Annotated in this window: 19 protein-coding genes; 9 read left to right on the top strand and 10 right to left on the bottom strand. The window is 71.4% G+C overall.

Annotated features, from left to right (window positions below; all coding sequences use genetic code 11):
- The first annotated feature begins 14 nt into the window (after positions 1-14).
- The gene (locus AC0VYL_RS00800; protein ID WP_475482017.1) at positions 15-563 is read left to right on the top strand and encodes an RNA 2'-phosphotransferase; all 549 of its coding nucleotides are present in this window, start codon (positions 15-17) and stop codon (positions 561-563) included.
- Positions 564-574: 11 nt separating this feature from the next.
- Here the strand turns inward: AC0VYL_RS00800 and AC0VYL_RS00795 are convergent, their stop codons facing one another.
- The 5 genes from AC0VYL_RS00795 to AC0VYL_RS00775 all read right to left on the bottom strand — a co-directional run bounded on the left by AC0VYL_RS00795 (position 575) and on the right by AC0VYL_RS00775 (position 7,334).
- Positions 575-1,399, bottom strand: a complete 825-nt coding sequence (locus AC0VYL_RS00795) for a class I SAM-dependent methyltransferase (RefSeq protein WP_475457927.1) — start codon at positions 1,397-1,399, stop codon at positions 575-577.
- A 26-nt stretch (positions 1,400-1,425) separates the two neighbouring features.
- A complete protein-coding gene (locus AC0VYL_RS00790; RefSeq protein WP_475482016.1) occupies positions 1,426-2,280 on the bottom strand; it encodes an SURF1 family cytochrome oxidase biogenesis protein in 855 nt (284 codons plus the stop codon).
- A gap of 136 nt (positions 2,281-2,416) precedes the next feature.
- The gene (locus AC0VYL_RS00785) at positions 2,417-3,454 is read right to left on the bottom strand and encodes a chaplin family protein (RefSeq protein WP_475457922.1); all 1,038 of its coding nucleotides are present in this window, start codon (positions 3,452-3,454) and stop codon (positions 2,417-2,419) included.
- Positions 3,455-4,194: 740 nt separating this feature from the next.
- Entirely contained in the window at positions 4,195-6,177 is a 1,983-nt protein-coding gene (locus AC0VYL_RS00780; protein ID WP_475482015.1) for an APC family permease, read from the bottom strand.
- A gap of 113 nt (positions 6,178-6,290) precedes the next feature.
- Positions 6,291-7,334: a GntR family transcriptional regulator gene (locus AC0VYL_RS00775; RefSeq protein WP_475482014.1), complete on the bottom strand. Its 1,044-nt coding sequence runs from the start codon at positions 7,332-7,334 to the stop codon at positions 6,291-6,293.
- A gap of 283 nt (positions 7,335-7,617) precedes the next feature.
- On the opposite strand from AC0VYL_RS00775, the gene AC0VYL_RS00770 reads away from it, so the two are divergent.
- Positions 7,618-8,790 (top strand): DUF418 domain-containing protein, encoded by a 1,173-nt coding sequence (locus AC0VYL_RS00770; RefSeq protein WP_475483443.1) that lies wholly within the window; start codon positions 7,618-7,620, stop codon positions 8,788-8,790.
- Positions 8,791-8,831: 41 nt separating this feature from the next.
- Here the strand turns inward: AC0VYL_RS00770 and add are convergent, their stop codons facing one another.
- A complete protein-coding gene (add, locus tag AC0VYL_RS00765; RefSeq protein ID WP_475457916.1) occupies positions 8,832-9,860 on the bottom strand; it encodes an adenosine deaminase in 1,029 nt (342 codons plus the stop codon).
- 174 nt (positions 9,861-10,034) lie between these two features.
- On the opposite strand from add, the gene AC0VYL_RS00760 reads away from it, so the two are divergent.
- The gene (locus AC0VYL_RS00760) at positions 10,035-10,664 is read left to right on the top strand and encodes a hypothetical protein (RefSeq protein WP_475482013.1); all 630 of its coding nucleotides are present in this window, start codon (positions 10,035-10,037) and stop codon (positions 10,662-10,664) included.
- 55 nt (positions 10,665-10,719) lie between these two features.
- Here AC0VYL_RS00760 and AC0VYL_RS00755 read toward each other — a convergent pair whose 3' ends face one another.
- A complete protein-coding gene (locus tag AC0VYL_RS00755; protein WP_475482012.1) occupies positions 10,720-12,180 on the bottom strand; it encodes an aldehyde dehydrogenase (NADP(+)) in 1,461 nt (486 codons plus the stop codon).
- Between the two features lie 462 nt (positions 12,181-12,642).
- Between AC0VYL_RS00755 and AC0VYL_RS00750 the strand changes: the two genes are divergently transcribed.
- The 3 genes from AC0VYL_RS00750 (at position 12,643) to AC0VYL_RS00740 (ending at position 14,964) form a co-directional block, all read left to right on the top strand.
- Positions 12,643-13,233, top strand: coding sequence for a TetR/AcrR family transcriptional regulator (locus AC0VYL_RS00750; RefSeq protein WP_475483442.1), 591 nt, complete (start codon positions 12,643-12,645; stop codon positions 13,231-13,233).
- Positions 13,227-14,135, top strand: coding sequence for an alpha/beta hydrolase family protein (locus AC0VYL_RS00745; RefSeq protein WP_475482011.1), 909 nt, complete (start codon positions 13,227-13,229; stop codon positions 14,133-14,135). Before AC0VYL_RS00750 ends, AC0VYL_RS00745 begins: the two co-directional genes overlap by 7 nt.
- A gap of 205 nt (positions 14,136-14,340) precedes the next feature.
- The gene (locus AC0VYL_RS00740; RefSeq protein ID WP_475457908.1) at positions 14,341-14,964 is read left to right on the top strand and encodes an HD domain-containing protein; all 624 of its coding nucleotides are present in this window, start codon (positions 14,341-14,343) and stop codon (positions 14,962-14,964) included.
- Between the two features lie 85 nt (positions 14,965-15,049).
- Here AC0VYL_RS00740 and AC0VYL_RS00735 read toward each other — a convergent pair whose 3' ends face one another.
- The 3 genes from AC0VYL_RS00735 to AC0VYL_RS00725 all read right to left on the bottom strand — a co-directional run bounded on the left by AC0VYL_RS00735 (position 15,050) and on the right by AC0VYL_RS00725 (position 18,039).
- Complete coding sequence (locus tag AC0VYL_RS00735) at positions 15,050-15,808, bottom strand: sulfite exporter TauE/SafE family protein (RefSeq protein ID WP_475457906.1); 759 nt, start codon at positions 15,806-15,808, stop codon at positions 15,050-15,052.
- Between the two features lie 247 nt (positions 15,809-16,055).
- The gene (locus AC0VYL_RS00730) at positions 16,056-16,982 is read right to left on the bottom strand and encodes an SPFH domain-containing protein (RefSeq protein WP_475457903.1); all 927 of its coding nucleotides are present in this window, start codon (positions 16,980-16,982) and stop codon (positions 16,056-16,058) included.
- 268 nt (positions 16,983-17,250) lie between these two features.
- A complete protein-coding gene (locus tag AC0VYL_RS00725; protein WP_475457901.1) occupies positions 17,251-18,039 on the bottom strand; it encodes an ABC transporter ATP-binding protein in 789 nt (262 codons plus the stop codon).
- 55 nt (positions 18,040-18,094) lie between these two features.
- Here AC0VYL_RS00725 and AC0VYL_RS00720 point away from each other — a divergent pair, with 55 nt between their 5' ends.
- From AC0VYL_RS00720 to serB, 3 genes are all read left to right on the top strand, one after another.
- Positions 18,095-18,841, top strand: a complete 747-nt coding sequence (locus tag AC0VYL_RS00720; protein WP_475457899.1) for a hypothetical protein — start codon at positions 18,095-18,097, stop codon at positions 18,839-18,841.
- 428 nt (positions 18,842-19,269) lie between these two features.
- Positions 19,270-19,932 carry a DUF1707 SHOCT-like domain-containing protein gene (locus AC0VYL_RS00715; RefSeq protein WP_475482010.1) on the top strand — a complete coding sequence of 221 codons (663 nt, stop codon included), beginning with the start codon at positions 19,270-19,272 and terminating at the stop codon, positions 19,930-19,932.
- 90 nt (positions 19,933-20,022) lie between these two features.
- Positions 20,023-21,234 (top strand): phosphoserine phosphatase SerB, encoded by a 1,212-nt coding sequence (gene serB / locus AC0VYL_RS00710; RefSeq protein WP_475457895.1) that lies wholly within the window; start codon positions 20,023-20,025, stop codon positions 21,232-21,234.
- Positions 21,235-21,408 lie beyond the last annotated feature (174 nt).

Below are 21,408 nucleotides of genomic sequence, written 5' to 3'. Positions count from 1 at the left end.
CGATCATCGGGTCCGTGAAAAACGACAACAGAGAGCTCACCCGCACGTCCAGGTTCCTCTCCCTGGTCCTGCGCCACGACCCCGGCCGGGCCGGGGTCAGCCTCGACCCGCACGGCTGGGTCGAGATCGAGGCCCTGCTCGCGGGCTGCCGCCGTGCCGGGCACCACCTGACCCCGGAGCGTCTGCGGGAGATCGTCGAGACCAACGACAAGAAGCGCTTCGCACTCAGCCCCGACGGCCTGCGGATCCGGGCCCAACAGGGGCACTCGGTGGACGTGGACCTCTCGCTGACGGCGGAGACCCCACCGGAACTGCTCTTCCACGGCACCGTGAGCCGCTTCCTGCCCGCGATCCGCCGCGAGGGTCTGCGGCCGATGAACCGCCACCACGTCCACCTGTCGGCGGACCGGGAGACCGCCCGCCGGGTCGGCGCACGCCGGGGCTCCCCGGTCGTCCTCACCGTCGACGCGGCCCGCATGCACGCCGACGGGCACCGGTTCGGCGTGAGCGGGAACGGCGTGTGGCTGACCGACTCCGTCCCGCCCGCGTACCTGCTCGGCTGACGCGGAAACCGCTACCCCGGCTTGACCGCCGAGAAGATCGCCGTCCCCGGGATCATCCGGCCGCGTACCGGCCCCCAGCCGCCCCACACCTGGTCGTTGTCCTCGGGCCACTCCGGCTCGACCATGTCCCGGAACTCCAGCCCCGCCGCCACGATCCCCCGCAACCAGTCGCCCACGGTGTGGTGGTGCTCGACGTAGACCGCCCGGCCCTCGTCGTCCTCCTCCACGTAGGCGCGGCGGTCGAAGTAGCTCTGCCGCACGGTCATCCCCCGTTCGGTGGGGTCGTCCGGGAAGCACCAACGGATCGGGTGCGTCACCGAGAACACGAACCGCCCGCCGGGCCTGAGCACCCGACCGGCCTCGGCCAGCGCGGTCTCGGCGGCCGGCACGAACGGGAACGCCCCGAACGAGGAGAAGACGACGTCGAAGGAGTCCGCGGCGAACGGCATGCGCTGCGCGTCGGCCTGGACGGCGGGCAACCGGTGCCCGGTCTGCTCGTCGATCCTCCGGGAGTGCTGGAGCTGCCGCCAGGCCAGGTCGAACCCCACGACCTCGCGCACACCCTCCGCGCGCAGCCACCGGCCGCACTGCCCGGCGCCGCAGCCGACCTCCAGGACCCGCTTTCCGTCCAGGTCCCCGAGCAGCCGCACGTCGGCCTCGTCCACGCCCTCGGGCGACCAGACGAACCCCACGTCACGCAGGAAGTCACCGTGTTCGGCCTGGTAGGCGTCGGCGGCGCCGTCCCACCACAGGCGTCCGGCCCGCGCGCTCTCGTCGCCCCGCACCGCGCGCCGCTCCACCCGGCCGGGAGCCGGGTAGTCCATCTGATCGTCCACGTTGCTCCTCGGGCTGCTGACGCGGCTCAGGTCCGGGTCGGCCGGGCGCTCTCCGCCGGTGCCACCGGACCTTCGGGGCCCTCCGGGTCCCGGGCGTCTCCGCCACCAGTGTCCCCGTTCCCCGAACCCTTCGCGTCGGCCTCGCGGGCGTCGCGCAGCTCACGGCGGATCAGGACGACCCAGCCCACCACCGCGACGACGCTGAACACCCACCACTGGAAGGCGTAGGAGGCGCTCATCCCGGTGTTCTCCTCGCGCAGGGCGATGCGCTCGGGGGCCACCTCGGGCACCGGATCCTGGTCGGTGAGCTCCACGTACCCGCCGTAGATCGGGTACGGCAGCTCCTCGGCCAGCCGGTCCACGTCCACGAACATGATCTGGCCCTCGGGCATGCCGTCGCGTTCACGCAGCCCGGTGTTCTCCTCGGTCTCCCCGAACTGGAGGCGCCCGGTCACCCGGACCTCGCCCTCGGGGGCGGCGGGCGCCTCGGGTGTGTCCTGGGCGTTCTCGCCGCGCTCGATCCACCCCCGGTTCACCAGGACGGCCGTGCCGTCCCCGGTGACCAGCGGGGTGAGGACGTGGAAGCCCACCCCCTGGGAGCCGTCCCGGTTGCGGAGCAGGAGCTCGTGCTCCTGGTCCCAGGTGCCGGTGGCCTCGACGGTGCGCCAGCGGTCCGCCGGGGCGACGTCGCCGCCCACGGAGGTGAGCCGGTCCACGGCCACGGGCTCGGCGGCCACGTTGTCCCGTTGGAGGTCGACCGCGGCACTGCGCGTCTCGGCCCGGTCCAGCTGCCAGAACCCCAGCCAGACGAAGGCGGGCACCAGGATCACGACCAGCGCGTGGAAGGCCAGCATGCGTGAGGAGAACAGGACTTTGAGCACGTCTTCGAGGTTATGAGACGTTCCCGGCCGCCCCGCACCGGCCCCGCCCACGCGGACGGGGCCGCCGGTCTCCCGACGACCCCGCAGGTCGGGCGCTGGATCCACGCCCCCGGCCCGGTGCTCCGGGCGGATCCGACTACTCGTCGGCGGCGGCGGTGGCCCTGCGCCTGCGGGCGAAGTACAGACCGGCGCCACCGGCACCGATCGCGGCCACGGCGGCGGCGACCAGACCGCCCAGGGCGCTGCCGGTCATCGCCAGCTCCTCACCGGCCTCCTGCTTGGGGGCGGGCTTCTCGTCGGTCTCCTCGGGCTTCTGCTCCGGGTCCTTCGGAGCCTCGGACTCCTCGTGCTTCTCCGGGTCCTTCGGCTTCTCCGACTCCTCCGGCGTCTCGGGCTCCTCGGGCTTCTCCGACTCCTCGGGGGCCTCCGGCTCCTTCGGCTTCTCGGAGATGGTCTCCACGCAGGAGGCCTCCGCGATGCCGAGCACGGACACCGCGTTGCCGCAGATGTCGACGGCCGCGTTGACCGGGACGGAGACCTGGTTGCCGCTGGCCACGCCGCCCGCGCCGCTCGTGGCCGTCCCGGTGGAGGCGCCCTCGTTGTCCGGGGAGGCGTGGATGATGTTGATGATCGTGGTGCACTGCGCGCTGGAGGCGCCCAGGACGGCGATGGAGTTGCCGCAGATCTCGATGGCGGTGTCCACCGGGACGGTGATCTGGTTGCCGCTGGCCACACCACCGGACCCGTCGGTGTTCAGGGTGGTGGGAGCGTCCTCGGACTCCTTCTCCAGGACCTCGACCACCTCCACGCACTCCGCCTCGGAGATCCCGGCCACGGCCACGGAGTTACCGCACGCGTCCACGGCCGCGTCCACCGGGACGACGAGCTGGTTGCCGCTGGCCACACCGCCCGAACCGTCCGTGGCGGCGCCCTGACCGCTGCTCTCGTAGAGGACCTCGGAGACCTTGGTGCAGGTGGCCTTGGAGATGCCGAGCACCGCGAGCGAGTTGCCGCACAGGTTGGCCTCGACGTCGACGGGGACGACGATCTGGTTGCCGCTGAGCACACCGCCGGAGCCGTCGGTGGTGGTGTCGGCGAAGGCGGCGCCGAAGGGCGCCAGGACCAGCCCCGCGGTCAGTGCGGTGGCGAAGGAGTAACGGAACGTGTTTCGCATGGTGCGGCTTGGACCCTTTCACGAAGTGCTGCCAGGGGATGCGCCGAGCGGCGCGGCGCCGTGAGCCCGGACCCGGCGCCGTCGTCGCGGTCGCCCCGGGTCCCACGGCCAGCGAACCCGTCCACGAAGACGTCGGGACGGCGGGGTGGCCCGCTTGCTCAAGACATGGGTGGCAGCCCGGTTATCACGGAGTTCTTTCCGACCGGAACTGCCAACGGACCGAAACGTTAGCAGTCGAAGAGGCCGCGCAGGCCTATTCCGGAAATGTTGCCGCGAATCATGAACACCCTACGCCCATAGGATATTACGTAGAGTCATTCTTCCTGTTCAGGTGGGTCTGGTTCAACACGAAGCGCTCAAAGTCGATCACCAAGAGCAGTGGATCCCTACTAAGAGGCCTCGGGGAACCGCGCAACAAAAGGGAACTAACCGACTTCGTAGATTCGTTTCGGGCCACCCACTCAGCGCCTCATACCCTGCGCACACAAATAAGCCGATCGCACTTTATGACCGAATAGTCCTTCCTTTTCGCGACCCTCCCCGAACCCCGCCGCACGGCGACGCGCCACGCACCACCGAGGACCGAACATCGCTGGTCAGAGCGGTTCCACCTGCCCCGGACCCAGCACCGCACCGATCAGGCCGGGACCAGCCGGGTCACGTCCCGCGCAAGGACACGCCCTCGGCCCGCCACCGGAGCACGCGTGAACCCGGACCGACCCGCTCCAGGACCCCTCGGCTCAGCTCACGTGCACCACGGGACGGCGGTCGGCGTCCGGCTCGTTCTCCCGCAGGATCTCCCGGGTGAACCCGGCGGTGCCGCCGGCGCCCAACACCAGGAAGTGGAAGAACGCCCGCATCGGTGAGTAGTCCGACCACGCGAAGTAGCAGTGCGGGATGCTCCCCGTGGCGTCGCGCACGCACAGCAGCACCGCCGCCAGCGCGTTGGGGACCGCCGGGCTGCTCACCCGGAGCACGCGGTGCCCGTGGATCCAGGTCCCCCGCACGCTGAGCGTCCCCTCGAAGTCCGAGGGGTGGTGGACGCGCACCTCGACGAACAGGGGGGAGATCCGCAGCGTCACCGGGTTGAGCCGGTGCTGTTCGGCCTCGGTCGCCGCGTACTCGTCAGCCTCCCCCGAACGCGGCCGGTTCGCGAACAACAGCACCTTGCCGTGGCGGGCGGCCTCCCGGACGAACCGGAGGGCGGTCGGGTCCAGGTCCACCGAGTGGGCACGCAGTTCGGTGCTGCGCAGGGTCCGGGAGACCAGCGACACGACGATGATCGCCAGCACGAACAACAGCGCGATGGCCAACCCGTCCGGACGGCTCACGACGTTGTCCACCAGCGCGAACCCGAACACGGCGGTCAGCACCGAGAACCCGAACGTGGCCAACCACGCCCGCCTGCGGTGCACGATGATCGTCACCGCCACGGCGGAGGTCACCAGCATCGCCAGGATGCCCGTGGCGTACGCCCCGGCCTGCGAGTCCACGCTCGCGCCGAACGCGATCGTGATCAGGATCGTCACGGCCGTGTACACCAGGACCACCGGACGGACCGCGGTGCCCCAGGCCGGGGCCATCCCGAACCGGGGCAGGTAGCGCGGCACGATGTTGATCAGCCCGGCCATCGCGGAGGCCCCCGCGAACCACAGGATGAGGATCGTGGAGACGTCGTAGACGGTGCCGAACCCCTGACCCAGCAGGTCGTGCGCCAGGTAGGCCATGACCCGGTCCGCGGCCGGGCCGCCGACCTCCACGTCCTCGCGGGGGACCAGCACGCCGGTGACGAAGGTCGTCGCCAGCAGGTAGACGCTCATGATGACGGCGGCGGTGGTCAGGAGCCTGCGGGTGCCCGTGATGCGCGAGCGCATCCGCTCCTCCGCCGTCTCCCCCTCCGAACGCACCAGCGGCATCATGCTCACGCCGGTCTCGAACCCGGACAGGCCCAGGACCAGCAGCGGGAAGGCGAACAGCACCACGGCGGAGGTCGGCCAGAAACCGTCCCCGACCACGGCCACCTCCCACTGCGCCAGGGTCTCCGGGTGTGCGGCGATGTGGGCCAGGGCCGCCACCACGACCACCAGGTTCAGCAGGAGGAACAGCAGGACCAGGGGGATCGCCAGCCGGACCGCCTCCTTGAACCCCGCGAGGAACACCGCTCCCAGCAGTGCCAGGAGCACGATGGTGACCAGCACGGGGTGGTCGGCCAGCGCCCGCGGCGTGTAGGGGTTGGCCCCCAGGTGGGCGGTGGCGTCGGCGGTGGACAGGGTGATGGTGACGATCCACGAGGTCGCCACGAAGCCGAGGAGGCACAGCACCAGGAACTTGCCCCGCCACTCCGGGAGCAGGTGGGCCAGCATCGCCACCGAGCCCTGCCCGTGGGGGCTGCGCTCGGCCACCCTGCGGTAGATGGGCAGCATGCCGAACAGGGTCAGCAGCACGATCAGCAGCGTGGCGACCGGAGACAGGGCCCCGGCCGCGAGGATGGCGATGCTGGGCAGGTAGCTCAGCGTGGAGAAGTAGTCCACACCGGTCAGGCACATGACCTGCCACCAGTGGTGCTGGCGCTCGGTGCGCGGCCGGGACCCGGGGCCGCCCACGTCGTCCACCTGGTGGGCCGTCATCCACCGGCCGAGGGGGTCCGACCACCGCCCGCGCCGACGCCCCCGGCAGGGGACCTCCCAGTGGTATCCGTCCCGCGTGGCGTCCTGCTCCAACACGCCTCCCCCGGCCGACACGTACGCCCACAAGTCTGCGGGGGCGGACGGTCGAAAGGGGGCAGGTCACGGGTGTGTCGGGCGTTCCGGACCGGCCCCGTCGGGGTCCGACTGGCTCAGGCCGTGTCGGTGCCCTCGATCCAGGGGGCGAGTCCGTCGAGGAGGCGTGCCATGCCGGGCGCGAAGGTCGCGTCGACGTCGGGCGGCCCGGAGACGCTGAACATGGTGGGGAAGCGGCCCTCGACCGCGAGCTGCCGGAACTCCGGCCCCCGGGAGCGCCACCACTGCTCGGTGTCCATGTCGAGTTCGTGCTCCTCCAAAGCCACCCGCGTGGCCTGGAGCGCCATGCCGGAGTTGTAGGCGGACACGATGGTGAGGATCTGCAGGGCCTCGTCGGGGGTACGGCCCTGGGCGACGAGCACCCGCATCATCCACTCACCGTTCCGCAGGAGCGCCGGGGTGACGACCCCGCCCGACATCACCGTCAGCCGGGCGGCCCAGGGATGCTTCCGGTAGATCTCCCACTCACCCACCAAGGCGACCTGGAGGGCCTCCCGCCAGTCGGCGGGCGCCGGTTCGGGCAGCGCGTCGACCGTGTAGAGGTGGTCGACCATCGCCGTCAGCAGCTCGCCCTTGCTCGCCACGTGCCGGTACAGGGCCATGGTGCTCACCCCGAGTTCGACCGAGACCCGGCGCATGGACAGGCCTTCGAGCCCTTCGGCGTCGGCTACGGCGATCGCGGCCAGGACGATGCCCTCGCGGGTCAGACCCGACTCGGTGTGGGGGCGGCGTTCCACGGCGGTGGCGGAGCGGGGGTGTTCCCGCGTCCCGGGCGCGGACCCGGAGACCCGCTCGGACCCTGAGATCCGCTCGGGCTCGGAGACCCGCTCGGGCTCGGGGCCCGGCTCGGCCCCGGAAGCGGGTGCGACGGGGCCCCGGACGACGGTGCCGACCCCGCGCACCGCCTCCACCCGGCCCGCCAGGCGCAGCGCCGAGAGCGCCTTGGTGGCGGTGGCCATGGCCACGCCCCACTGCTGGGTGATCTCCCGCGTGGAGGGCACCCGGCTCCCCGGCGCCAGCTCCCCGGAATCGATGCACGCGCTGATGTCCGCGACGATCCGCTGGTAGGGCGCGAGCCCGTCTCCTGTGTCCATGGTCATCCTCTCCGAGCCAGGCCAAGGGCCAGCCAAGTGTACTAGTGCACCACCGCTGTGACGACACCGCAGCCCACGGAGCACCGCCACGCGAACCCCGCTCCACCACTCCAGGTGCACTAGTGCATTGATTGCGTATTCCCGCTAGAAAAAGGGCTTTGACAGAGTTATTTTTTGTTGTTTAGTGTGTACACACGGGTGCACTACCCGCCCGATCCCCACACCCTCCCACCCTGGCGTGTACATCGTCCACAACGAGCGTGCCGCCACCACCCCACCGGAGACCACCATGGCCCAGCCGTCCACGTCCGCCCCACCCACCCCGGACACCTCCGACCGCCCGCTCCCGCCGGACCGGCGCTCACTGGCACCGGACCTGGCGCGCGGGATCATGCTCCTGCTCATCGCACTCGCCCACGCGCACCTGTTCACCCTGTTCATCGGCGGCACCGAGGTCACCACGACCCTCCTCGACCGGATCGCCACCGGCGGCACGGTCATGTTCGTGGACCTGCGCGCGTACCCGATGTTCGCGGCGCTGTTCGGCTACGGCCTCGCCCAGATCCACCGTCGACGGACCGAACAGGGCCACGAGTGGCGCAGCACGCGGGGGCTGCTGCGCCGACGCGGCCTCTGGCTGGTCGTCTTCGGTGTGGCCCACGCCGCGCTGCTCTTCTTCGGGGACATCCTGGGCGTCTACGGCCTGGTGTCGCTGCTCCTCGTCGGGGTGCTGCGGTTCCGGGACCGGACCCTGGTGGTGCTGGCCCTGCTCTGGATGCCGCTGGCCGCCGCCGCGCACGCCCTGATGGCCGCCGGGCAGGCCATGACCGAGGAGACCCCCCTCCTGATGCCCGACGGCTTCGTGAACGAGCTCGTCTTCCGCCTGACCTTCTACGCGGTCCTCATCGTGGTGATGTTCCTCAGCACCGTGGTCCCGTTCCTGGTCGGCGTCCTCGCGGCCCGGCACCGCGTCCTGGAGAAGCCGCAGGAGCACCTGCGCCTGCTGCGCGCGACCGCGTTCGTCGGCGTCCCGCTGGCCGTGCTCGGCGGGCTCCCGCTGGCCCTCACGAAGGTCGGCGTGTGGGCCGACCCCACGCCCCTGGCGGTCCTGGTCATCTCGCCCCTGCACCAGGTGACCGGCTACGCGGGAGGCCTGGGCTACGCGGCGCTCATCGCCCTGGCCGCCATCCGGCTGAACGCACGGCGCGGGCCGGTGACCGACGCCCTGTCCGCCCTGGGCCAGCGCTCCATGACCTTCTACCTGGCCCAGTCGGTGGCGTGGACGGTGCTGTTCGCCTCGTACACCCTCCACGTGCAGCTCACGTCCCCTGCCGTCGCCGTCGGCATCGCCGTGGCCGTGTGGGCCGTCACCGTGGTCCTCGCGGACCTCATGCGCCGTCGCGGTCGGCGCGGCCCGGCCGAGACGGTGCTGCGCCGCCTCACCTACGGACCCAACCGCTGAGGTGGTCCGGGCCCGGGGGCTTCCCCGGGCCCGGACGGCGGTCAGGCCACCCCGTGCCGCTCGGCCACCGCGTCGATCTCCGCCAGCAGCGCGTGCCTGCGGGCCGCGCCCAGGTAGGAGGCGTGCACGCCGTTGCGGGCCAACCGCACCAGCCCCTCGGCGCCCACCAGGTCGTGCGCGATCCCGTACTCACCGCTCAGGTCGCTGCCGAACAGGGTGGGGTCGTCGCTGTTGAGGGTCACCAGCAGACCCGCGTCGAGCATGGCGGGCAACGGGTGCTCCTCGATCCGGTCCACCACGCGCGTGCGGATGTTGGAGGTCGGGCTGACGTCCACCGGGATCTGGGCGTCCACCATCCGCTCCACGAGGGCCGGATCCTTCATGGTGTCGATGCCGTGCCCGATCCGCTCGGCGCCCAGCAGGTCCAGCGCCTCCCGGACCCGTTCCGGCCCGGCCTGTTCACCGGCGTGCGGAAGGCTGGCCAGCCCGGCCGCGCGGGCCCGGCCGAACACGTCCGCGAACGGGCCGAGCGGGCCCTCCACACCGCCGACCCCGAACCCCACCACGCTGGGCGGGCCCTCCCGGAGCACCGCGTCCAGGGTGCGCTCCGCCGACTCCACCCCGAAGTCCACGGGGAAGTCCGGGATCCACCGCAGCTGGATGCCGTGCTCGCGCTCGGCGCGCATCCGCGCGTGCTCGATCCCGTCGAACACCACCTTCGCCGGAACACCGCGCATGAGGTGCGTGTACAGGCTCACGTGCACCTCCGCGTAGCGGACGTTCTGCGCGGCCAGCCGCTCCGCGACCACCGAGGCCAGCAGGTCGAAGTCGGCCTCCTCCCGCAGGGTGCGCACCGAGGCCAGGTACACCTCGATGAAGTGCGGGAAGTCGGTGAAGACGTACCACTCCCGGAGCTCCTCCAGGGTGGCCGGGATGTCCTCCACCCGGTGCCTCCCGGCGAGCTCGAAGAGGGTCTCGGCGGGCATGGAGCCCTCAAGGTGGACGTGCAGCTCGACCTTGGGCAGGTCGCGGACGAGCGGTCGGAGGTGTGACGCGGGGTTCTGGTCCATGGCGCCAACCTAGGAGCCCGGCGCGACCGCCCGCCACCGGAGGCCGACAACCTGACGAAAGTTGGGGAACTCCGCCCCCGGGTGCTGACCAAAGAGCATGGTGGCGCCCCCGCCACCTGCGTAGATTCTGGGCCATCACCCCCGGCGCAGAGCCAGGCGCAGAAGGAGCAGACGATGAACGCGCGACCCACGGCCCTTCCCCGACCCACCGCCCTCCAGGTGCTCGGCTCCCGGATCCGGGTCCACGCCCAGGGCCACCCGGGCGCCTTCGCGGTCGGCGGGGGTCTCGTCGCCGGAGCGGTCACGGCACTCCTGGCCCTGCTCTCCTCCACGCCCGGTCTGGCCGACCCGACCAGCGCCCCGGGCTGGCTGCTGGCCTCGATCCTGACGGCGACGCTGGTCGTCGCCGCCCTGTGCGGCCTGCTGCTGTTCTTCGAGGCCCGGAGCCTGCCGAAGGTGTCCGAGACCGACCCGGTCCGCTACGCCACGGCCCGGCTCCAGGCGGCCTCGGGCGAGCTGGGACCGGACCCGGAGACCAACCGCCTGGCCCGCCAGCTGGCCGACCGGCTGGAGCGCCGGAGCGACCCCCACCACCACCTCGCCCCGCTCTTCGTGATCATGGTCTTCGTGACGTTCCGCCCGCTCGCGGAGGTCATCGGCCCGGACTTCGAGCCCCTGACGCTGTTCCAGCTCACCCCGACCGTCCTGTTCCTGCTGCTGATCGTCCCCGCCTACCTCGGCGCCAGGGCCAGGTACTCCCGGATCGCGGCCTTCCGCAGCAGCTACGACGCCGCCCTGTCGTGAACGTGACGGCGGCGCGGCACCCGGGGGCGCCGCGCCGCACGTCACACGGGGTCGCTCACTCCGTCGGCAACCCGCCGTTCACCCTCCGGGGGACGGCCCTCGGGTTGCCGTCCCTCAGTTCCGGCGGCAGGAGCGGCTGCGGCACCGACTGGTACGTGACCGGCCGCAGGAACCTGCGGATCGCGGTGCTGCCCACCGAGGTGTACGCGGAGGCGGTCGTGGCCGGGTAGGGGCCGCCGTGGGTCATCGCGTGGGTGACCGCCACCCCGGTCGGCCAGCCGTTCCAGACCACCCGCCCGGCGACGGAGGCGCCCAGGGCCAGCAGCGCCGCGGCCATCGGGTCGTCCTCCTCACCGTGGACGGTCACGGTGAGCTGGCCGTGCAGGACGCCGCCCACCTCCAGCAGACGGCGTTCGTCGGGGTAGGTGACCACGAGGGTGGCCGGCCCGAAGCACTCGGTCAGCAGGTCCTCGGAGTGCTCCAGCAGGGAGTCCAGCCCGGTGCGCAGCAGGGTCGGGGACCACCCCTCGGCGCCCTCCCGGCCCCGGACCAGCACCTCCGTGGCCGGATGGGCGGACAGGGCGTCCACACCCCGCGCGAACCCCTCCGCCACCCGCCCGTTGAGCAGCGGGGCGGCGGCCCTGTCCTCGAAGTCACCGACCAGGGCGTCCAGCCCGGCCCCCTCCGGGACGAACAGCACCCCCGGCTTCGTGCAGAACTGGCCCGCGCCCAGCGTGGCCGAACCCGCGTACCCGTCGAGGATCTCCTCACCCCGGGCGGCCATCGCCGCGCGGGTCACGAAGACCGGGTTGACGCTGCCGAGCTCCCCGTAGAACGGGATGGGCTCCGGACGCGCGACGGCGAGGTCGTACAGGGCGCGGCCCCCGGGGATCGATCCGGTGAAGCCGACCGCCCGCGTGAGCGGGTGGGTGACCGCACTCCTACCCGCCTCGAAGCCGCTCACCAGGGCGAACGCCCCCTCCGGCACCTCGGCCTCGGCCAGCGCCGCCACGACCAGCTCCGTGGTGAGCCGGGCCAGCTCCGGGTGGCCGGGGTGCGCCTTGACCACCACCGGGCACCCGGCCGCCAGCGCGGAGGCGGTGTCGCCCCCGGCCGTGGAGAACGCGAAGGGGAAGTTGCTGGCCCCGAAGACCACCACCGGCCCGAGCGGCACCAGCAGGCGCCGCACGTCCGGCCGGGGCGTGCCCCAGTCCGGGTCGGCCGGGTCGATCATCGCCTCCAGGTACTCGCCCTCCTCCAGGACGTCCGCGAACAGGCGCAGCTGGAAGGTGGTCCGGCCCAGCTCACTCCGGCAGCGCGCCTCGGGGTAGCGGGCCTCGGCCATCGCGACGGGGACGAGGGCGTCGGCCGCGCCGTCCAGGGCGTCGGCCACGGCCCGCAGCGCGCGGGCCCGATCGGTGGCGGGCAGGGCGGCGAGGAGCGGGGCGGCGGCGGCCGCGCGCTCCATCACGGCGTCGAGTTCCTCGGGCGTGGTGTCGGGGGCTGCGGTGGTCATGGCCAGAACCTCCTGGAGGGGTGCGTGCACGGCGTCGGGCACGGGCCCCACGATGCCACGACCGCCCACGCGGGGCACGGCAGCGCCATTCACGACGCGACAACCCGACTACACAAAGCGACATCAGGGAACACAACAGACCAAAGGGGCAACTCCGTTTCCGACTCCGGACACCCGCCCCCACCTCGGAGAACGCCGCCCCCGCGGGGCGTCGGCGCCCCCGCACGAGGTTCCTCCGCACGAAACTGGAATTTCCCCGGAACCAGGTGATTCCGGAAAGGCATCATAGGTTTCGTGACGACTAATTCCCGAAGCTCAACGCCCCCTCGCGCACGACGGGCTCCCGGTGCGACCAACGGGACCGCCGCGACGCGTGAGGGCCGTGGGCCCTCCAGCGTCGCCAACGACGAACTCGCGTTCGCGCAGGCACCCCTGCGCAGGCTCCCGGCCCAACAGCGCAGCATGGTCCGGGTCCAGCGCATGCTCGACTGCTGCGCCGACCTCCTCGACGAGGTCGGGTACGACAACCTCTCCACCACCCGGATCGCCGAACGCGCCGGAGTGGCCATCGGCTCCGTCTACCAGTTCTTCCCGGACAAGAAGGCCATCACCCAGGCCCTCGGGCTCCGCTTCCTCGACCAGTTCGGCGCCCGGGTCACCGAACGGCTGGCCGACACCAAGTTCACCCACTGGACCATCGCCGTCGACGCCATCATCGACGAGTACATCGACATGCACCGCAACGTGCCCGGCTTCCGCAGCCTGCACTTCGGAGACATCGTCGACCCCCGGCTCCTCAGCGGCGGCAGCGACAACAACCGCGTGATCTCGGTGCGACTGCGCCGGATCATCGTCTCCGTCACCGGCATCCCCGACGACACCGAACTCGACCGCGCCATCCACGTGGCCGTCGAGGCCGCCGACGCCGTCCTCAAGCTCGCCTTCCGTGACAACCCCGAAGGCGACCCCGCCCTGGTCCACGAGGCCAAGCGACTCGTGAGCAGCTACCTGTCCCAATTCTCCGAACCAGACGGAGGCGACCGTTCTTGGTAGTCGACACCACAGGTCCCACCACGACCGCACCCGTCACCGGCACCGTCGCGGGTGTCCCCTTCCTCGCCCTGCCCCCCGCCGCCGCGACCGAGGGCCCGGCCCCGCTCGTCGTCGGCCTGCACGCCTTCGAGCCGCCGCGCAGCCAGGCCGCCCTGGCCGGAGCGATCCCCATGGCACCGCTTCCCGCCTGGCGGATCCACCTCGGCCTCCCCCAGTTCGGCGCCCGGCTGCCCGAAGGGGGCGTCGCCGAGATCAACCGGCGCGGCGAGCAGGACTACCTCCTCGAACTCTTCGGCCCCGTCGTGGAGGAGGCCGCCGCCGAACTGCCCCGGGTCACCGACGAACTGAGAGCGGTCTTCCCGGTCGCGGACACCCCCGTGGGCCTGGTCGGCGTGGGCGCGGGAGCCACCGCCGCCCTCCTGGCCCTGGCCGAGACCCGGCTCCCGGTGGGCGCCGCCGCGGTCATCAACCCCATCGTGGACCCCGCGCACGTGGTCGCCGCCCGCGAACACCGCACGGGCGCCCCCTACCAGTGGAGCGCCCAGGCCCACCGGGCCCGCGGCTGGTTGGACCTGACCGCGCACGCCGAGACGCTCTCCCGCACCGGCGTCCCCGTCCTCATCGTCAACGGCGGCCTGGACGAGGTCTCCCCTCCCGAGCACGGCCGCGCCCTCCACGACGCCCTCCAGGACGCGCTCGCGCGGTCCGGCACCGCACGCGCCCCCGAACATGCGCTCCGTCACATCGTGGTCCCCGACCTCGCCCACGCGATCGGCCCCGAGCCCGGCCTCGAACCGGGTCCGCTCACCCCCGCCGGGGTGCTCACCGACCGCGCCCTCACCGAGTGGTTCCACCTGCACCTGACCTCTTCACGGCAGGTCCAGGCACCCGCCCGCCACTGACCGGAGCCCGACCCGTCCCCGACCGCACGCGTGCGGACACGGTGACGGACGGTGTTCACCCACACCACCCCGCGGCCTTCCCCCGCGTCCGCCTCCCGGACGCCGTCGCGACAGTCGGCACGCGTTCCATGGGATCATCCAGTGGCGACCGCGTCCGCGGTCCCACCTGATCCGTTTCGACTCATCCATCAGGAGGGCGAACCACGTGACGGAACCGGCACCGGTCATTGCCAGCGGGGTCGACAACGAGCGGTTGAACGCGCAGCTGCGCTTCATCCTCGAAGTGGACAAACTCAAGCGCGTCCTGCGGCAGAACCTGCTGGTGGACGGCTCCCGGCGGGAGAACTCCGCCGAGCACTCCTGGCACCTGGCCCTGTCCGCCCGAACCTTCGCCGAGTACGCTCCCGAGGGCACCGACATCGACCGCGCCGCCGAGATGCTCCTCATCCACGACATCGTGGAGATTGACGCGGGCGACACCTTCCTCTTCGACCCGGTCAACACCGAGACGCAGGACGAGCGCGAACGCGCCGCCGCCGACCGCCTCTTCCCCCTGCTCCCCGAGGACCAGGCCGCGCGCGCCCGGGAACTGTGGGACGAGTTCGAGGCCCGCCGCACCCCGGAGGCGCGGTTCGCCCGCGCCGTCGACCGGCTGGCCCCCATGCTCGCCAACTGGCACAACGAGGGCGGCGCGTGGGTGCGCTTCGGCGTCACCAAGGCCCAGGTCCTGGAGAAGGTGAAGCTGGTCTCCGAGGGCTCCGAGGCCCTGGGCGCCTACGCCACCGCCCTGATCGACGACGCCGACCGGCGCGGCTACTTCAAGGGCTGACCGGTCTCAGGGGCTGGCTGGCTTCAGAGGCTGGCCGGCTTCCAGGGCAGACCCGGTCCAGGGGCCGACCGGTCGCGGACCGGGGTCAGATCCGGCCCATGAGCAGCTGGACGGCGGCCGTCAGGCCGACGACCACGAGGACCATCCTCAGCGCGGTCGGGCTGAGCCTTCGGCCGTAGTTGGCCCCGAAGTAGCCGCCGACGATCGTCCCGGCCGCGATGAGGCCCACCACCGGCCAGGCGGGCGACGCGAGGACGATGTAGAAGACCGCCGCCGTGCAGTTGGCGATGGTGGCGAGCGCGTTCTTCAGGGCGTTCAGCCGCTGGAGGTCGTCGTCCAGGGTCGCGCCGAGCAGGCTGACCAGGATGATCCCCTGCGCGGCGGCGAAGTACCCGCCGTAGGTGCCGGCACCGTAGGCGCCCAGCGGCATGAGGACGCCGCCGTTCTTGGAGGCGGGCCTGCGCGCCCGGACCCACTTGGTGATCCGGGGCTGGAAGATGATCAGCACGCAGGCGCCGCCGATCATGAACGGCACCACGGACTCGAACACGCCCGAGGGCAGGTAGATGAGCAGCATCGCTCCGGTCATCGCCCCGAAGAAGGACATGGTGCCGAACCGGATCAGCCGGGACCTCTGCCCGGCCAGTTCGCGCCGGTAGGCGATGGTGCCGCTGAGCGTCCCGGGGGCCAGGCCGATGCTGTTGGACACGGTCGCGGTGATCGGCGGGTAGCCGAGCGCGAGCAGCACCGGGAACGTGAAGAGCGTGCCCGAACCCGCGATGGCGTTGATCCCACCCGCGGCGACACCGGCGAGCAGGATGGCCAGCGCCTCCCAGAGTTCCATCGCGGCGCCCTCCCGATCCGTCGCTCCCCGACCGTCGAGGGCCAGAACAGACTACGAGACCCGGTCGGACGGCCTTCGGACCGGGGCTGGTCAGCCGGGGTGACCGGGACCACACCCGGGGGTCCGGGCCGGAGAACCGAGAGAGCCGGGAACACACGGGGAACCGGGAACGCGGGAGACCGGGAACACACGCGGGGCCCCGCCGAACGTACGTCGGCGGGGCCCCGGGTGGCCGGTACGGAACGGATCAGGTCGGGAGCTTCACGACCTCGTTCTGGATCCGGTCGAAGGCGGAGCTGACGCCCTGGAGCGCCTTGCCCATCTCCGCCGGGACCACCCACACCTTGTTGGCGTCGCCCTTGGCGATCTCCGGGAGCTTCTGGAGGTACTGGTAGGCGAGCACGTCCGGGTCGACCCGGCTCGTGTGCAGCGCCTTGAACACCATGTGGATGGCGTCGGCCTCACCCCGGGCGCGCAGGGTCTGCGCGTCCGCGTCGGCCTTGGCCGTGAGCATCTGCGCCTCGGCGCTACCCTGCGCCCGCAGCACGGACGAGGAACGCTCACCCTCGGCGCGCAGGACGGCGGCCTGCTTCTCACCCTCGGCGCTGAGCAGCTGGGCGCGCTTCTCGCGGTCCGCGCGCATCTGCATCTCCATCGCCTCCTGCACGGAGGACGGCGGCTCGATGCCCTTGAGCTCGATCCGGCTGATCTCGATGCCCCAGTCGCGCGTGGCCTCGTCCAGGACGGACTTCAGCTCGCGGTTGATCTGGTCCCGGGAGGTGAGCGTGCCCTCCAGGTTCATGCCACCGATCACGTTGCGCAGGGTCGCGAGCGTGAGCTGCTCGACGGCCTGGATGAAGTTGGCTACCTCGTAGGTGGCGCGGTAGGCGTCGACGACCCGGATGTAGACCGCCGAGTCGACCTCGACCGCGAGGTTGTCCTCGGTGATCGCGGACTGCGGCGGGAAGCTGACCACCTGGACACGGCGGTCGATCCGTTCGCGGACCTGGTCCACACCCGGAATCACGATGTTGAATCCGGAACTGAGCGTTCGGTGGAACTTACCGAAGCGCTCGACGACGTCCTCCATCGAGTGCGGCACGATACGCACACTTCGCCAGAAGATGATCAGAAGTACGGCAACGAAGAGAACGACGATGATGATCGGGGCCATGGGTTAACCCACCCTCCCGACGTCGAACCGGGTATCGGTGTTCAACAGCGGCATCTGCGGCAGCTCCGGATCTCCTGACGGGGGTGGCAGGCAGCGTGGGAGCGGACCGCACCCTCGCGGCTCGCCCCGGGGGATGATCCACGCGCGCCGAAATAGAGCGATCCGCTCACTGAACGTTGACGCTACCCCATACCCCTCCGGGACGACCACATCCGGACGGAAATAGGTTTTACGGACAATACATTCCGCGCATATAAACGTCCCCTATTTACGAGACGGCCTTCGCCGTCCACCGTTCGCCGTCCCGCTCCACCTTCAACGGAAGCCCGAAGGTCTCACCCAGGTTCTCGGCGGTCATGACCTCGTCCAACGGACCGGCCTGCACGACCCGGCCGTCACGGAGCAGCAGCCCGTGGGTGAAGCTCGGCGGGATCTCCTCCACGTGGTGCGAGACCACCACCAGCGCGGGCGCCATCTCGTTGGCCGCCAGCTTGCTCAGCCGACGCACCAGGTCCTCACGGCCGCCCAGGTCCAGACCGGCCGCGGGCTCGTCCAGGAGCAGCAGCTCCGGGTCGGACATCAGCGCGCGGGCGATCAGCACCCGCTTGCGCTCGCCCTCGGACAGGGTGTGGAAATCCCGGTCAGCGAGGTCGGCCACCCCCCAGTGGCCCAGCAGGGCACGCGCCCGCCCGTAGTCGGGGGTCCCGTACTCCTCACGGAACCGTCCGAGGTAGCCGTAGGCGGCGCTGACGACCAGGTCCAGGACCGGCGTCCCCCGCTCGATCCGACCGGACACGGAGGCCCCCGCGTAGCCGATCAGCGGGCGCAGCTCGAACACGTCCACACCGCCCAGGCGCTCCCCCAGGATCTCCACCCGGCCCTCGGTGGGGAACAGCTGGCTGGAGGCCACGTTCAGCAGGGTGGTCTTGCCCGCTCCGTTCGGGCCGAGCACCACCCAGCGCTCGCCCTCCAGCACCGACCAGTCGACACCGTCGAGAAGCCTCTCGCCGCCCCGTCGTACCGTGACCCCGTTCAGGCCCAGAACACGCCCGTCCATCATCCTCCTATCGTCACGTCCCACGCCGGTGCACGGGCCGCCCTACCCTGAAGTAATGCATCTGACGTCCGCACCGCTCGTCGCCTGGGGCAACGCCTGGCTGTCCGGCCACGTCGGGTTGGACGACGCCGTCGACGCCGTCGAGCGCCGGAGCGGCCCCAACCTGATCGGGACAGTACCCCCAGGCGACCTGCCGTTCGACAGCGGCGTACCGCTGCGGACGGCACTGGTACAGCTTCGTGGCCTGGGACTGTCCGGGTTCCGGTTGGCGCTGCCCACCTGGGGTGACCCGTTCGGACTGGTGGGACCGGCCGAACTCAACCAGGCCGCCATCGAGGCACAGGAGGGGGTGCTGGTGCGGCTCACCGGCCGGCAGGTGGGCCTGGTGCCCACCATCGACCGGCGTGGTTCATCCTACGTGGGCGTCTCGTGGGCCCCGTATCGGGCGAACGGGACCGATCCCCAGGTACCCGACCTGCCCGACGCGGAGCGGCAGATGAAGCTGACCCTGCTCCGCGTGGTCCAGGAGATGGAGTCCGTGGACGACGTGGCGGGGTTCTCGCCCGCCGTGCACGGGGAGCTGGGCGACACGGGTCCCCCGCTCCTCGCCCACGGCTACCCCGCGCGGGCGCACCGGGTCGCCGCGCAGGCGGTCCGGCTCGCGAAGATCGTGGAACTGGCCGAGCCCGGGTCGGGGCGCGGACTCAACGCCCACCAGGCCGACGCACGGGCTCGGGCCCTGCGCGACCTGGACGCCGCGGTCCGCCGTGCCCTGGTGGCCGCCCACGCCGCCCTGGGGTAGGAGTGTGGCGATGAGGCACTGGTCGACCAGCGCGATGTCGTGGGAGCGGTGGCAGCGCAGACCGGCCACCCATGGGTAGAGGACCCTCGGGTGGAGGACGACCCCGGGACCGGACCCGAGGCCCGTGACCCGCACTCGTGGAGGGCGTCCGCAGGTGGAGGACGTCCGTGGCCTCGGCTGGTGGATGTCCAGGGCCTCCTCCCCTCGTGACTGCCCAGGCCGCACGCGGCCAGAGGCCGCCCACGCCGCCCCGGGGTAGGGGCAGGGTCCGCACGCGCCCCCTGGATCAGAGGGGACCCTGGGAGGAGCGTCGGGTTTTCTCGGGGTGAAGCCAGGGGAATCACCTGATCCACCGTGGGACCGATCAGACCGATACTGGTGGGGAGAGGCCGTTCGTGGCCGACCCACCGAGGAGGAGAGCCGTCATCATGCAGCCCGAGCACATCCGAGCTTCGGACGCGGACCGGGACCAGGTTGCCGAACGGCTCCGCGAGGCCCTCGCCGAGGGACGGCTCTCGCCGGTGGAGCACGAGGAACGGCTGGACACCCTGTACCGGGCCAAGACCATCGGGGAACTCGCCCCGATCACCTCCGACCTGCCCGGCCCCGGAGGACCCGCCCTCCCCTCCTTCACCTCCATGTCCATGGACCGCAGCGACCCCGACAGCGGCATGGAGATCCTCGGCAGCGAGGCCCGTGACCTGGCCGGACAGAGCAAGGGCTCGGAGAACCTCGTGGCGGTCTTCGGCGGCTGCGAGCGGCGCGGCCGGTGGCTGGTGGAGCCCCGCACCAACGTGTCGGTGCTCTGCGGCGGGGTGGAACTGGACCTGCGCGAGGCGGTGCTGAGCCAGCACGAGGTCACCATCCAGGTCGCCGTCATCATGGGCGGGGTCGACATCACGGTGCCCCACGGCGTGCGGGTGATCAACAACACGTCAGCGATCCTGGGCGGCACGGACCTCCACGGAACGGACCAGGTGACGGACCCGAACGCGCCGGTCGTGCGCCTGACCGGCACCTGCATGCTGGGCGGGGTGGACGTGAAGGCCAAGAAGGTCAAGAAGAAGCGCAAGGGTCGCCGCGAGAAGTGAGCGCAGGGTGTCCACATAGTGAACTAGCTGCGAAAACCTCGGACCCTGCCCGTCACTTCCGCACCACGGCCGAGTACCGTGGGTGGTGCCATGAGTGATGAATCCACGTTGTTGGTCACGATGACCGGGCGCGATCGCCCAGGCATCAGCGCACGCCTTCTGAGCACCCTCTCCGTCTTTCCCGTCACCATCGTCGACCTGGAACAGGTCGTCCTGGGCGGCCGACTGGTCCTGGGTTCGGTCCTGGAGGTCGACCAGCGGGTCGCCCCCGGGGTCAGCGGACAGCGGGTCTTCGAGGAGATCCGTTCCGCCCTGGACAAGACCGCGATCGACCTCGACATGGAGGTCGAGTACGGCGGCGGAAACGGGCGCGTGAACGAGTTCGCCTCCGAGCGGCTCCACGTCACCGTCCTCGCCGCACCCCTGCGCCCCGGGGCCCTGGGCGCTATCACCTCGTGCGTGGCCCGGTCCGGCGCCAACATCGACCGCATCGAGCGGCTCTCCGGCTACCCGGTGACCTCCGTGGAGATGGAGATCTCCGGAGGCAACCCGGACCAGCTCCGGGCGGAACTGGCCATGGAGTCCGCCACCCAGGGTGTGGACGTCGCCGTGCAGTCCAGCGGGCTGCACCGCCGGGGCAAGCACCTCATCGTCATGGACGTCGACTCGACCCTGATCCAGGGCGAGGTCATCGAACTCCTCGCGGCCCATGCTGGCTGTGAGGAGGAGGTGGCCCGGGTGACGGAGGAGGCGATGCGCGGGGAGCTGGACTTCGAGGAGTCGCTCCGCCGCCGCGTGTCCCTCCTCAAGGGGCTGGACGCCTCCGCGATCGACCTGGTCCGGGACGAGATCCAGCTGACCCCCGGTGCCCGTACCCTGGTCCGCACCCTGAAGCGCCTCGGCTACGAGTGCGGCATCGTCAGCGGCGGATTCACGCAGATCACCGACGTTCTGGTCGAACGGCTCGGCCTGGACTACTCGGCCGCCAACACCCTGGAGATCGTCGACGGCGAGCTCACCGGCGAGCTGGTCGGCCCCATCATCGACCGCAAGGGCAAGGCCACCACGCTTCAGCGCTTCGCTGAGGAGGCCGGGGTCCCCCTGGAGCAGACCGTCGCCGTGGGCGACGGCGCCAACGACCTGGACATGCTCCAGACCGCCGGCCTGGGCGTGGCCTTCAACGCCAAGCCGGTGGTGCGGCAGCAGGCGGACACCTCGGTGAACGTGCCCTACCTGGACACCATCGCCTTCATCCTGGGCATCACCCGCGAGGAGATCGAGGCCGCCGACCTCCACGGTTGACCGCGGGGGTTGACTGCGGGGCCGCAGGCCCCTGCTGCTGATGAGCAACAAAGCCCCCGGCTGGCCGCCCCCAGGCCCCGGGGGTCTTTCGTACCCGTGGGGTCCTGCGTGCGCGTACCCGCTCTGAGGGGGTTTGCGCCGTACGGGTTCAACCACCGGGGGTGCCGGTTCGAG

The organism is Nocardiopsis sp. iso_238 (genome assembly GCF_056173325.1).
The sequence above is the reverse complement of the archived record's forward strand: the minus strand, read 5'-3'. Positions and strand labels throughout refer to the sequence as shown.

Bases quoted from the DNA above. Each gene is read 5' to 3' on its own strand.
- serB (WP_475457895.1), top strand. From the start codon at position 20,023: ATGAGTGATGAATCCACGTTGTTGGTCACGATGACCGGGCGCGATCGC.
- AC0VYL_RS00715 (WP_475482010.1), top strand. From the start codon at position 19,270: ATGCAGCCCGAGCACATCCGAGCTTCGGACGCGGACCGGGACCAGGTT.
- AC0VYL_RS00785 (WP_475457922.1), bottom strand. From the start codon at position 3,454: ATGCGAAACACGTTCCGTTACTCCTTCGCCACCGCACTGACCGCGGGG.
- AC0VYL_RS00750 (WP_475483442.1), top strand. From the start codon at position 12,643: ATGGTCCGGGTCCAGCGCATGCTCGACTGCTGCGCCGACCTCCTCGAC.
- AC0VYL_RS00730 (WP_475457903.1), bottom strand. From the start codon at position 16,982: ATGGCCCCGATCATCATCGTCGTTCTCTTCGTTGCCGTACTTCTGATC.
- AC0VYL_RS00775 (WP_475482014.1), bottom strand. From the start codon at position 7,334: ATGACCATGGACACAGGAGACGGGCTCGCGCCCTACCAGCGGATCGTC.
- AC0VYL_RS00735 (WP_475457906.1), bottom strand. From the start codon at position 15,808: ATGGAACTCTGGGAGGCGCTGGCCATCCTGCTCGCCGGTGTCGCCGCG.
- add (WP_475457916.1), bottom strand. From the start codon at position 9,860: ATGGACCAGAACCCCGCGTCACACCTCCGACCGCTCGTCCGCGACCTG.
- AC0VYL_RS00725 (WP_475457901.1), bottom strand. From the start codon at position 18,039: ATGGACGGGCGTGTTCTGGGCCTGAACGGGGTCACGGTACGACGGGGC.
- AC0VYL_RS00720 (WP_475457899.1), top strand. From the start codon at position 18,095: ATGCATCTGACGTCCGCACCGCTCGTCGCCTGGGGCAACGCCTGGCTG.
- AC0VYL_RS00755 (WP_475482012.1), bottom strand. From the start codon at position 12,180: ATGACCACCGCAGCCCCCGACACCACGCCCGAGGAACTCGACGCCGTG.
- AC0VYL_RS00760 (WP_475482013.1), top strand. From the start codon at position 10,035: ATGAACGCGCGACCCACGGCCCTTCCCCGACCCACCGCCCTCCAGGTG.
- AC0VYL_RS00770 (WP_475483443.1), top strand. From the start codon at position 7,618: ATGGCCCAGCCGTCCACGTCCGCCCCACCCACCCCGGACACCTCCGAC.